Below are 11,732 nucleotides of genomic sequence, written 5' to 3'. Positions count from 1 at the left end.
GGAGCAAACGATGAAAGTATCGGCAGACATTCGTGCACTGATCGAACGACGCAAGGCAGGGCACAGCCTCGAGGCGCCGTTCTATACGAGTGAGGAGATTTTCGCGCTCGACATGGAGGCGATCTTTCGCCAGCACTGGATCCAGGTGGCGGTCGAGCCGGACGTGCCCGAGCCGGGCGACTACCTGACGGTGCAACTGGGGAACGATTCGATCCTGATCGTGCGCGACGACGACATGGAGATTCGCGCGTTCCACAACGTGTGCCGCCATCGCGGCGCGCGGCTGTGCAACGAGGACAAGGGCTCGGTCGGCAACATCGTGTGCCCGTACCACAGCTGGACCTACAACCTGACGGGCCAGCTGATGTTCGCCGAGCACATGGGCGAGCAGTTCGACCGCTGCAAGCACAGCCTGAAATCGGTGCACGTGCAGAACCTCGCGGGCCTGATCTTCATCTGCCTCGCGGACGAGCCGCCGGCCGACTTCGCGCAGCTGCGCGCGGCGATGGAGCCGTACCTGCTGCCGCACGACCTGCCGAACGCGAAGATCGCCGCGCAGATCGACATCATCGAGGAAGGCAACTGGAAGCTGACGATGGAGAACAATCGCGAGTGCTATCACTGCGTCGCGAACCATCCGGAGCTGACGATCTCGCTGTACGAATACGGCTTCGGCTACCAGCGCTCCGACGCCAACGCCGAGGGCATGGACGCGTTCGCGGAGACTTGCATCCGGCGCGGGAAGGAATGGGCCGAGATGGGCTTGCCGTCCGTCGAGATCGAGAAGCTGCTCGACGTGACGGGCTTCCGCACGCAGCGCCTGCCGCTCGACCGCAGCGGCGAATCGCAGACGCTCGACGCGAAGATCGCGTCGAAGAAGCTGCTCGGCGAGTTCCGCCAGGCCGATCTCGGCGGGCTGTCGTTCTGGACCCAGCCGAACTCGTGGCACCACTTCATGAGCGACCACATCGTCACGTTCTCGGTGATCCCGCTGTCGGCCGGCAAGACGCTCGTGCGCACCAAGTGGCTCGTGCACAAGGATGCGAAGGAAGGCATCGACTACGACGTGAAGAACCTCACGGCCGTGTGGAACGCGACCAACGACCAGGACCGCGCGCTCGTCGAGTTCTCGCAGCGCGGCGCGACGAGCAGCGCGTACGAGCCGGGCCCGTACTCGCCGTACACCGAAGGCCTCGTCGAGAAGTTCGCGGCCTGGTACATCGACCGTCTCGCCGAACAAACCGGCGCATAGCAACAAGCGTGAAAGCGGAGCAATTGATGAAACAACCCCCACGCTCACTACGTTCGCTGCCCCCCGAGGGGGCGGTCAGCCTCCTTGGGGCGGCCCTTCGGAGGCTGACATGATGCGAGATGCGGCGAATTTCGAGCCGACCGACAGCCGGGTGACGCGCCCGGCGTTCTGGAACGCGCTCCCCGAGCGCTGGACGAGCGACGTCGAGGAAACGCTGGTGTGCTGCCAGGTGCGGCAGGAAACGCACGACGTGAAGAGCTTCTTCTTCCGTTCGCCGCAGGGTCGCGCGTTCTCGTTCGAGCCCGGGCAGTTCATCACGCTCGAGCTCGACATCGACGGCGAGACGATCAACCGGTGCTACACGATTTCGTCGTCGCCCGCGCGGCCGCACACGATTTCGATCACGGTCAAGCGCGTGCCGGGCGGCAAGGTGTCGAACTGGCTGCACGACAACCTGCAGCCGGGCGCGCCGATCCGCGTGCTCGGCCCGGCGGGCGAATTCACCTGCGCGCGGCATCCGGCGCGCAAGTACCTGTTCCTGTCCGCCGGCTCCGGCATCACGCCGCTGATGTCGATGAGCCGTGCGCATCACGATCTCGCCGAGGATCGCGACATCGTGTTCGTGCACAGCGCGCGCACGCCCGACGACATCATCTTCGCGCGCGAGCTCGAGCTGATCGCGTCGAACCACACGAATTTCCGTACGTCGTTCGTCGTCGAGCGGGTCGGCGTGCGCACCAGCTGGCCGGGCGTGACCGGCTTCCTGTCGCTGTCGCTGCTGAAGCTGATCGCGCCGGACTTCATGGAGCGCGAGATCTTCACGTGCGGCCCGGCACCGTACATGAAGGCCGTGCGCGACCTGCTCGACGAAGCCGGCTTCGACCGGAAGCAGTACCACGAGGAGAGCTTCTCGTTCGAGACGCTCGCGCAGGCTGCATCCGACGAGCTGATTGCCGACCTTGCGCCTGCGACGGACGGCGAGGCCGGCGCAGGCAGCGATCAGGCAGCGACGCAGTTCACCGTCAGCTTCGCGAAGAGCAACCGCGAGATCGCGTGCGGCTCGGAGCAGCACGTGCTGGATGCGGCCCGCCAGTCGGGCGTGCGGCTGCCGGCGTCGTGCACGCAGGGCATGTGCGGCACCTGCAAGGTGAAGCTCGTGTCCGGCCAGGTGGAGATGAAGCACAACGGCGGGATTCGCCAGCGCGAGATCGATCAGGGGATGGTGCTGCTGTGCTGCAGCAAGCCGCTGACGGATCTCGTGATCGACAAGTAGCCGCCGGCGTCGCGACCGGACAATCGCGCGTCGGAAAACAACGATACCGCGGAATTGTGGTTGAAGAACCTAGAGAGGCAATGGGGGCATCCGCGCCCGATTCAATGGAGATCGATCATGAAATTCCTCGGGAAAATGTTGTGGACCGGCGTGCTGTCGGCGATGGTGGCGTTGAGCGCGTCCGCGATTGCGGACACGAAGCCGACGCTGAAGATCGGCTATGTCGAAGGCTGGGATGACAGCGTCGCGACGTCGAACGTCGCCGCGCGCATCATCGAGAAGAAGCTGGGCTACCAGGTGCAGCTCGTGCCGGTCGCGGCGGGCGTGATGTGGCAGGGCGTCGCGCGTGGCGACCTCGACGCGACGCTGTCCGCATGGCTGCCGGTCACGCATGGCGCGTACTGGGACCAGTACAAGACCAAGGTGGTCGATCTCGGCGCGAACTTCAGCGACGCGAAGATCGGGCTGATCGTGCCCGACAGCGTGAAGGCGAAGAGCATCGACGACCTGAACGCCGAGAAGAGCGACTTCGGTGGCCGGATCGTCGGCATCGATGCGGGCGCGGGCGTGATGCGCAAGACTGACGAGGCGATCAAGAGCTACGGCCTCAGCTACACGCTGATGCCGAGTTCCGGCAGCGCGATGACTGCCGAACTGGCCCGTTCGATGAACGCAAAAAAGCCGGTGATCGTGACCGGATGGGCACCGCACTGGATGTTCGCGAAATGGAAGCTGCGCTTCCTCGAGGATCCGAAGAAGGTCTTCGGCGGCGCGGAGCACGTCGACAGCGTGGCGAACCCGGGCCTCGAAACGAAGGCGAAGCCGGTCGCTGCGTTCCTGAAGAAATTCCAGTGGAAGCCGGGTGAAATCGACAGCGTGATGCTCGCGATCCAGAGCGGATCGAAGCCGGATGCCGCCGCCGACGCGTGGATTGCGGCCCACGCGGACCGCGTGAATGCGTGGACGGAGGGCGCGCAGTAATTCGTCGCACGAAACCAGAAAAACATTGTCCGGGAGTGACTTGCAGTACTCCGAATCAATTGCGCGGAGATGCCGTCATATCCCGGAATTATTTTGACGATCCTGCAAGAAAGCGCAAAAGTTGTTACACTGCGCCTCTTGTGCGGAGTCATCACAGGAGGATTTGGATGAGTCAGGCAGGACTGCGTGCGAATAGCACCAGTGATGTTGGGGCAACCATCTCACATGATTCGACGGGCCACACGCTGCATCGTGGCCTGACTTGGAAGGATGCATTCTGGGTAACGAGCGGCGTGCCGGCAGGCGTGCTGTTCACGATCGGCGGCGTATGCGCGACGATCGGCCAGCCCGCGTGGGCGATCTGGATCGCCGCGATCACGATGGGGCTGATTCAGAGCGCGACTTATGCGGAAATTTCCGGGCTATTTCCCCATAAATCGGGCGGCGCGTCGGTGTACGGCGCGATCGGCTGGGTGCGTTACAGCAAACTGATTGCCCCGGTATCCGTGTGGTGCAACTGGCTCGCGTGGTCGCCGATGCTCGCACTCGGATGCGGTCTCGCGGCGAGCTACGCGCTGACGAGCCTCTTTCCCGCCGATGCGGCGGTGCTGCACTGGCAGCTCAAGATAGCAGACCTGAGCTTCATCAAGCCGGGCCTGTCCCTGCGGATCAACGCGACGTTCATCATCGCGACGATCCTGCTTCTCGTCACATTCAAGCTTCAGCACAGCGGCGCATCGAAGGCTGCGCGCACGCAGCGCATTCTCGGCATCGCGTCGCTCACGCCGCTCTTGATCGTCGGCATCGTGCCGTTCGTGACCGGCGACGTGCCGATGTCGAACCTGCTGCCGCTGTTGCCGCTCGGCCACGACGCGCAAGGCAACCTGACCACCGCGACCTTCGGCTCGTGGAACGGCCAGGGCGTCGTGATGGCGCTCGGCGCGATGTTCATGGCCGGCTGGGCGTCGTACGGCTTCGAAACGGCCGTCTGCTACACGCGCGAATTCCGCGATCCGCGCCGCGACACCGCGAAGGCGATCTTCTGGTCGGGTGCGCTGTGCCTCGTCGTGATGACGCTCGTGCCGATGGCGTTCCAGGGCGCGCTCGGCACGCAGGCGATGCTCGATCCGGCGATCGGCGACGGCACCGGCGTGGCGGCTGCGATGGCGAAGATCGTCGGCGGCGGCGCGTGGGTCGCGAACGCGGTCGTCGTGATGCTGATGCTGTCGATCCTGCTGATCGTGATGACGTCGATGATGGGCTCGTCGCGCACGCTGTACCAGGCGTCGGTCGACGGCTGGCTGCCGAAGTACCTGTCGCACGTGAACGAGCACGGCTCGCCGACGCGCGCGATGTGGACCGATCTCGGCTTCAACCTCGTGTTGCTGATGATGTCGGACTACATGACGGTGCTGTCGATCTCGAACGTCTGCTACATGCTGTTCGTATTCCTGAACCTTCAATCGGGCTGGATCCACCGGATGGATCGCGGCAACTGGGAGCGTCCGTTCCGCTGCCCGACGTGGCTGCTCGTCGCGGGCTCGCTGTGCGGCTACGCAAACCTCGTCTACGTCGGCGCGGGCGCGAACCTGCAGGGCGAAGGTACGCTGCGCAACGGGTTGATCGCGATGCTGCTGATCGTGCCGGTGTTCCTGTATCGCCACTACTGGCAGGATCGCGGCCGCTTCCCCGCGCAGATGCAGCGCGACATGGAGCTCGAAGTGCCGAAGCGCAGCGCGTGGCGCGATCTCGCGCCGTATGCGGCGTTGATCGGGGCCGCGCTGACGATCGGGCTGTCGTATTACTTCGCGTGGGTGAAGTAAGCGGCGCATAGCAAGTGAAGCGATGCTCGCACCGGACACGGAAACCGCACACGGGTCCGGCGCGTGAGTCGCTTTGCACGAGATCAAGCTGCATGACGAAGGCCGAACCGGCTTGCACCGGTCCGGCCTTCGTCGTTGTTGCGTGCGGTTGCCGTGACTTACGGAAACACGACCGTCCGGTCCCCGTTCAGGAACACCCGCCGCTCGATGAACGCCTTCACCGCGCGCGCGAGCGTGATGCATTCGACGTCGCGGCCGACCGCGAGCAGCTGCTCCGGGCGGTACGCGTGATCGACGCGCTCGACGACCTGCTCGATGATCGGGCCTTCGTCGAGATCGTCGGTGACGAAGTGCGCGGTCGCGCCGATCAGCTTCACGCCGCGCGCATGCGCCTGGTGATACGGTTTCGCGCCCTTGAAGCCGGGCAGGAACGAGTGATGGATGTTGATCGCGCGGTTCGCGAGCTTCGCGCTCGTTTCCTGCGACAGCACCTGCATGTAGCGCGCGAGGATCACGAGCTCCGCGCCGCTCGACTCGAACACGTCGAGCCATTGCGCTTCCTGCTGCGCCTTCGTGTCGGCGGTGATCGGGAAATGGCGGAACGGCAGCCCGTGCTGCGCGGCGAGCGGCTCGAAGTCCGGATGGTTCGACACGATGCCGACGATGTCCATCTTCAGCTCGCCCATCCGCCAGCGGAACAGCAGGTCCGCAAGGCAGTGCTCCAGCTTCGACACCATGATCAGCACCTTCGGCCGTGCGTTGACGTCGTGGATCGCCCACTGCATGTCGAAGCCGGTCGCGATCGGCGCGAACTCTTCGCGCAGCGCGTCGATGTGCAGCGTTTCGTCAGTCGGATGGAACACGCAGCGCACGAAGAATCGGCTGCTGAGATCGTCGTCGAACACGTTCAGCGCATCGATGTAGCAGCGGTGGCGGTCGAGAAAGCCGACGACGGCGGCAACCTGGCCGGCCTCGCTCGGGCACGACAGCGTCAGGATGAATTGTTCGGGGCGTTGGACGTCGCTCATGGGGCTCCTCGGGTCTCGATAAGCGCCTGGCGGCGCGGGGCACGACGTGCCGCACCGCCAGGCGCGATGCCCAAGTAAATCAGGCCAGATTTCGAGCGGATAGAACCGACCCGCCGTGTGGCTGGTATCGGCGCGTCAGCACGGGGCCGCGCGCCGTGTCACGCAAGCGCGCACGCGTCGAGCAGCCAGCGGCGGAACACCGGCGCCGCGCTGGGCTCCGGCCGCGACGGCGGCCGCACCAGGAAATACCCGCGCGACGTGACCACGGGCGCATCGACGAGCGTCACCAGCTGCCCCGACGCGACGAGTTCGTCGACGAGCGGCGTCCAGCCGAGTGCGACGCCTTCGCCGAGCAGCGCCGCGTGGATCACGAGCGCATAGCTGTTGAAGGTCACGCCGTGCGCGGCCGCCGGCGCGGCGAGGCCATGCGCGTCGAACCAGCCGCGCCACGACAGCCAGCGCTCGGGCCGGGTCGGCTGCACGTGCAGGAGCGGCAAGTCGAGCAGGTCGGCGGGCTGCGCGACCTGCGGATGCGCGGCACGGAACGCGGGCGAGCAGACCGGCGTGACGGTTTCCGGAAACAGTCGCGCGGCCGTGCACGACGGCCAGTGGCCGTCGCCGAACAGGATCGCGATGTCGGCGTGATCGCGCTGCGCGTCGAAATCCTGCGACGTGACGACCCGCACGTCGACGTCCGGCATCATGCGCTTCAGGCCCGCGAGGCGCGGCATCAGCCAGTAGGTCGCGAAGCCGAAGTCGGTGACGAGCGTCAGCGTGCCGTGCTCGCGTCGCGCGCGCAGCGTCGCGGTCGCGGCGCGCAGCGTATCGAGGCTCGCGCGGACCGCTTCGTACAGGCATCGGCCGTCTTCGGTCAGCGTGACGCCGCGCGGGCTGCGCTCGAACAGCGGCACGCCGAGCTCGGCCTCGAGCTGGAACACCTGCTGGCTGACGGCCGGCTGCGTCGAGCCGAGTTCGCGCGCGGCGGCAGTGAAGCTCGCGAGGCGCGCGGCCGATTCGAACGCGCGCAGCGCCTGCATCGACGGCAACGGATCGGGTTTCGACATAAGCGTCTCTAATGGCCCCATAAGGGCCGGATACCTTCCCGGGTGGGTTTCGGCGCGCAATAGTGCACGCGTGCGACGCGCTGCGCGGCACTGCACGCAGGGCTTCCGGCCATTCTAGCGAGTCGCGGCCGCGCGCCGCGCGGCTTGCGCCGGCCGTGTTCCGTTATGACAGGCGAATCGTTGCCGGAGCGTCGCGCACGCATCCGACCTGAACCGACTTTCTCCACGACCGACGATGACGCACCCGACACCGAACCTCCTGATCCTGATGGCCGACCAGCTGACGCCGTTCGCGCTGCCGGCCTACGGCAACCGCGTCGCGCGCACGCCGACGCTCGACCGGCTCGCCGCGCAAGGCGTCGTGTTCGACGCCGCGTACTGCGCGAGCCCGCTGTGCGCGCCGTCGCGCTTCTCGCTGCTGACGGGCAAGTTGCCGTCAGCGATCGGCGCCTACGATAACGCCGCCGAATTGCCGGCGCAAACGCTGACGTTCGCGCACTACCTGCGCGCGGCCGGCTACCGCACCGTGCTGTCCGGCAAGATGCATTTCTGCGGCCCGGATCAGTTGCACGGCTTCGAGGAGCGGCTGACGACCGACATCTATCCGGCCGATTTCGGCTGGGTGCCCGACTGGGCGCATCCGGAAGAGCGGCCGAGCTGGTATCACAACATGAGCTCGGTGCTGGACGCGGGGCCGTGCGTGCGCACCAACCAGCTCGATTTCGACGACGAAGTCGCGTTCGCCGCGCGCCAGAAGCTGTTCGACCTCGCGCGCGAACGGGCGGCCGGACAGGATGCGCGGCCATTCTGCATGGTCGTGTCGCTCACGCATCCGCACGACCCGTACGCAATCACGCGCGACTACTGGGACCTGTACCGCGACGACGAGATCGACATGCCGGCCGTGCGGCTCGGCCTGGCCGACAGCGATCCGCACTCGCGGCGGCTGCGCGCCGTCTGTGAAAACGACCGCACGCCGCCTACCGACGCGCAGATCCGCAACGCCCGCCACGCGTACTACGGCGCGACGTCCTACGTCGACACGCAGTTCGGCAACGTGCTCGCGGCGCTCGAGCAATGCGGCTTCGCGGACGACACGATCGTGATCGTCACGTCGGATCACGGCGACATGCTCGGCGAGCGCGGCCTCTGGTACAAGATGACGTTCTTCGAGGGTGGCTGCCGCGTGCCGCTGATCGTGCATGCGCCGCACCGCTTCGACGCGGCGCGCGTCGCGGGACCCGTGTCGCACGTCGACCTGCTGCCGACGCTCGTCGAGCTCGTGGGCGGTGCGCCGGGCGGAGGCTGGCCGGACCCGGTCGACGGCGCGAGCCTCGTGCCGCACCTGCGCGGCGCGCCGGCGCACGACGTCGCGCTTGGCGAGTATCTGGCCGAAGGCGCGATCGCGCCGATTGTGATGATCCGGCGCGGCGACTGGAAATACGTGCATTGCCCGGCCGATCCCGACCAGCTCTACCACCTGAAGGACGACCCGCGCGAGCTGCACAACCTCGCCGGTACGCTGCACGCGGCGGACGTGCTCGCGGCGTTCCGCGCGGAAGCGGCGGCGCGCTGGAACCTGCCCGAGCTGCACCGGCAGGTGCTCGCGAGCCAGCGCCGGCGGCGCTTCCATTTCGCGGCAACGACGCAGGGCCGGATCCACGCATGGGACTGGCAGCCGTTCGCCGACGCGAGCCAGCGCTACATGCGCAATCACATCGAACTCGACACGCTCGAGGCGATGGCGCGCTTTCCGCGCATCGCGCGCTGAGCGGCGCGCATTTCGATCACTGAAGACGGAGCGGACGATGAAGCGCGAGATGAAACGATATGGCAACACAGCACGAACGATCGCCGGCGCGGCGTGCGCCGCCGCCCTTTGCATCACGGCGGCCCGCGCGGCCGAGCCGCAGGCCTGCCGCGACGTGCGGATGGCCGGGCCCGGCTGGACCGACATCGACGCGACGAACGCAATGGCCGGCGTCGTGCTGAAGGCGCTCGGCTACCGGCAGGACGTGGCGAACCTGTCGGTGCCGATCACCTATCAGGGGCTGAAGAAAGGGCAGGTCGACGTGTTCCTCGGCAACTGGATGCCCGCGCAGGGGCCGCTCGTGAAGCCGTTCGTCGACGCGCGCGCGATCGACGTGCTGCACGCGAACCTGAGCGGCGCGAAGTTCACGCTCGCGGTGCCCGACTACGTCGCCGCCGCGGGCGTGCGCACGTTCGCCGATCTCGAACGCCACGCGGACCGCTTCGACGGGAAGATCTACGGGATCGAGCCCGGCGCGCCGGCCAACCAGAACATCAAGCGGATGCTGGCCGACCACGCACTCGGCCCGGCGAGCTGGGCGCTCGTCGAATCGAGCGAGACGGGGATGCTGACGCAGGTCGAACGCGCGGTGCGCGACCAGCGCTGGGTCGTGTTCCTGGCCTGGGAGCCGCACCTGATGAACACGAAATTCCACCTGACCTATCTCGCGGGCGGCGACACGTACTTCGGCCCGAACTACGGCGGCGCGACGGTCAACACGGTCGCCCGCGCGGGGTTCGCCGACCAGTGCGCGAACCTTGCGCGCCTGTTCCGGCAGATGACGTTCACGGTCGACATCGAGAACCGGATGATCGCCGACATGCTGAACCACAAGACGCCGGCCCCGCTCGCCGCCCGGCATGCATTGCAGGCCGAGCCGTCGCTCGTCGCGCTCTGGCTGGACGGCGTGACGACGGCCGCCGGCGCCCCCGGGCTGCCGGCCGTGCGCGCGGCGCTGGACGGCCGCTGACGCGCCGCGCAACGAGGCCGCCGGACCTCCGTGTTTTCCCGGGCGGTCGTAACCAGACCATTTGATGTCGTCTTCAGACGGGTGACGCGAAATATGGGTTTGTATTTTTTGCTCGTGGCTCCCGTTATTGCGGAAAACGAAACGGCGAAGCCATCAGACGAACCGAATGCAAATCAGGCGGCGCTCGACGCCGCGATCGAGGTCTGGGGTTCTTTCCATCGAATGGTCAGGGAGGGTGGTCGACAATGAAGCAGACGAAAATGGCCGCAGCAGCCGCGCTTGCATGCGCGGCGGCCTGCGCACCGGCAGTGAGCCATGCGCAGAGCAGCGTGACGTTGTACGGGATCCTGGATGCGGGCGTGACGTGGGTGAACAACACGGGCGGCGCGCACGTGTTCAAGTTCGACGACGGCGTCGCCTACGGCAACCGGTTCGGGCTCAAGGGCACCGAGGATCTGGGCGGCGGCCTGAAGGCGGTGTTCGCGCTCGAGAGCGGTTTCCGGCTCGGCACCGGACAGACGACCTTCGGCGGCGCGCAATTCGGCCGCCAGGCTTATGTTGGACTGCAGAACGACTGGGGCACGCTGTCGTTCGGCAACCAGCTCGACATCACCAACGAGCTGGTGTCGATCTACAACATCTCCGCGTGGGGCAGCGGCTATGCGATCCACCAGGGCGACTTCGACCGTTTCAACGGCGACCGCCTGCCGAACTCGGTGAAGTTCCTGTCGAACGATCTCAGCGGCTTCAAGTTCGGCGCGATGTACTCGTTCGGCAACGTCGCGGGCAGCCTCCACCGCGACAGCGCATGGAGCGCGGGCGCGAGCTTCACGAAGGGTGACTTTTCGATCGGCGCCGCGTACACGCGCCTGAACAATCCGCACGGCATCTACGCGTTCGACCCGTACGCGATGATCGGCACGCACACGTTCCTCGGCCAGCAGACCGTCACCGTCGATCCGGCGACCGGCGCGCGCACCGACCTGTTCGCGAACACGCCGATGAACGTCGACAGCCAGGGCACGTTCGGCGTCGGCACGAGCTACACGATCGGCCAGCTGACGCTGGACGCGAACTACTCGTACACGACGATCAAGGGCTTCGGCAACTCGTCGCACATGCAGTCGTACGAAGGCGGCGGCTCGTACCAGTTCACCCCGGCGCTCAGCCTGATCGCGGGCTACCAGCACACGCGCTTCGAAGGCCACCACTGGAACATGGGTACGGCTGGCCTCCATTACATGCTGTCGAAGCGCACCGACGTCTACATCTCCGGCGATTACCTGCGCGCGTCGCAAGGCGTCGATGCGGTGATCGGCTACAGCTTCACGCCGTCGACGACGCAGACCCAGGCCGACGTGCGGATCGGCATGCGGCATTCGTTCTGAGCGAGGCAAGCGACGCGGCATCCAGTCTTCAGCGAGGTCTCTCTTTGGCGCGAACCCAGGTTCGCGCTATTTTTTTGTTCATCGAGGCCTACCGGGGAATGCGGGGGGATCGTTGGCGTACAGCCAACGCTGCATCGCGCCCT

9 protein-coding genes are annotated in these 11,732 nt (G+C 66.4%); 7 read left to right on the top strand and 2 right to left on the bottom strand.

All coding sequences use genetic code 11. The features are described from left to right. Window positions 1-10: 10 nt before the first annotated feature. The 4 genes from B7P44_RS29480 to B7P44_RS29465 all read left to right on the top strand — a co-directional run bounded on the left by B7P44_RS29480 (window position 11) and on the right by B7P44_RS29465 (window position 5,329). Complete coding sequence (locus tag B7P44_RS29480; protein ID WP_084909386.1) at window positions 11-1,252, top strand: aromatic ring-hydroxylating oxygenase subunit alpha; 1,242 nt, start codon at window positions 11-13, stop codon at window positions 1,250-1,252. A 109-nt stretch (window positions 1,253-1,361) separates the two neighbouring features. Further along, window positions 1,362-2,525: an FAD-binding oxidoreductase gene (locus B7P44_RS29475; RefSeq protein WP_084909385.1), complete on the top strand. Its 1,164-nt coding sequence runs from the start codon at window positions 1,362-1,364 to the stop codon at window positions 2,523-2,525. Between the two features lie 117 nt (window positions 2,526-2,642). Beyond that, complete coding sequence (locus tag B7P44_RS29470) at window positions 2,643-3,506, top strand: glycine betaine ABC transporter substrate-binding protein (RefSeq protein WP_084909384.1); 864 nt, start codon at window positions 2,643-2,645, stop codon at window positions 3,504-3,506. A gap of 167 nt (window positions 3,507-3,673) precedes the next feature. Then, window positions 3,674-5,329, top strand: coding sequence for a trimethylamine N-oxide permease (locus B7P44_RS29465; protein WP_084909383.1), 1,656 nt, complete (start codon window positions 3,674-3,676; stop codon window positions 5,327-5,329). A gap of 158 nt (window positions 5,330-5,487) precedes the next feature. On the opposite strand, the gene purU is transcribed toward B7P44_RS29465, so the two are convergent. Continuing rightward, window positions 5,488-6,357 carry a formyltetrahydrofolate deformylase gene (gene purU / locus B7P44_RS29460; protein WP_084909382.1) on the bottom strand — a complete coding sequence of 290 codons (870 nt, stop codon included), beginning with the start codon at window positions 6,355-6,357 and terminating at the stop codon, window positions 5,488-5,490. A 158-nt stretch (window positions 6,358-6,515) separates the two neighbouring features. Beyond that, window positions 6,516-7,421 carry a choline sulfate utilization transcriptional regulator gene (locus B7P44_RS29455; protein ID WP_084909381.1) on the bottom strand — a complete coding sequence of 302 codons (906 nt, stop codon included), beginning with the start codon at window positions 7,419-7,421 and terminating at the stop codon, window positions 6,516-6,518. Between the two features lie 235 nt (window positions 7,422-7,656). Here B7P44_RS29455 and betC point away from each other — a divergent pair, with 235 nt between their 5' ends. The 3 genes from betC to B7P44_RS29440 all read left to right on the top strand — a co-directional run bounded on the left by betC (window position 7,657) and on the right by B7P44_RS29440 (window position 11,589). Next, the gene (gene betC, locus B7P44_RS29450; RefSeq protein WP_084909380.1) at window positions 7,657-9,192 is read left to right on the top strand and encodes a choline-sulfatase; all 1,536 of its coding nucleotides are present in this window, start codon (window positions 7,657-7,659) and stop codon (window positions 9,190-9,192) included. A gap of 49 nt (window positions 9,193-9,241) precedes the next feature. Further along, window positions 9,242-10,201, top strand: a complete 960-nt coding sequence (gene choX / locus B7P44_RS29445; RefSeq protein WP_084910096.1) for a choline ABC transporter substrate-binding protein — start codon at window positions 9,242-9,244, stop codon at window positions 10,199-10,201. Window positions 10,202-10,446: 245 nt separating this feature from the next. Further along, window positions 10,447-11,589 carry a porin gene (locus B7P44_RS29440; protein ID WP_084909379.1) on the top strand — a complete coding sequence of 381 codons (1,143 nt, stop codon included), beginning with the start codon at window positions 10,447-10,449 and terminating at the stop codon, window positions 11,587-11,589. Window positions 11,590-11,732: the final 143 nt, after the last annotated feature.

The organism is Burkholderia ubonensis subsp. mesacidophila, assembly GCF_002097715.1.
Lineage (GTDB): Bacteria > Pseudomonadota > Gammaproteobacteria > Burkholderiales > Burkholderiaceae > Burkholderia > Burkholderia mesacidophila.
Note: the sequence above shows the minus strand (reverse complement) of the source record. Positions and strands in the feature narration are given on the sequence as shown.

What these genes read in the sequence shown, in the direction of transcription:
- B7P44_RS29480 (WP_084909386.1), top strand. Translation starts at nt 11, where the DNA reads ATGAAAGTATCGGCAGACATTCGTGCACTGATCGAACGACGCAAGGCA.
- choX (WP_084910096.1), top strand. Translation starts at nt 9,242, where the DNA reads ATGAAACGATATGGCAACACAGCACGAACGATCGCCGGCGCGGCGTGC.
- B7P44_RS29455 (WP_084909381.1), bottom strand. Translation starts at nt 7,421, where the DNA reads ATGTCGAAACCCGATCCGTTGCCGTCGATGCAGGCGCTGCGCGCGTTC.
- B7P44_RS29440 (WP_084909379.1), top strand. Translation starts at nt 10,447, where the DNA reads ATGAAGCAGACGAAAATGGCCGCAGCAGCCGCGCTTGCATGCGCGGCG.
- B7P44_RS29475 (WP_084909385.1), top strand. Translation starts at nt 1,362, where the DNA reads ATGATGCGAGATGCGGCGAATTTCGAGCCGACCGACAGCCGGGTGACG.
- B7P44_RS29465 (WP_084909383.1), top strand. Translation starts at nt 3,674, where the DNA reads ATGAGTCAGGCAGGACTGCGTGCGAATAGCACCAGTGATGTTGGGGCA.
- B7P44_RS29470 (WP_084909384.1), top strand. Translation starts at nt 2,643, where the DNA reads ATGAAATTCCTCGGGAAAATGTTGTGGACCGGCGTGCTGTCGGCGATG.
- purU (WP_084909382.1), bottom strand. Translation starts at nt 6,357, where the DNA reads ATGAGCGACGTCCAACGCCCCGAACAATTCATCCTGACGCTGTCGTGC.
- betC (WP_084909380.1), top strand. Translation starts at nt 7,657, where the DNA reads ATGACGCACCCGACACCGAACCTCCTGATCCTGATGGCCGACCAGCTG.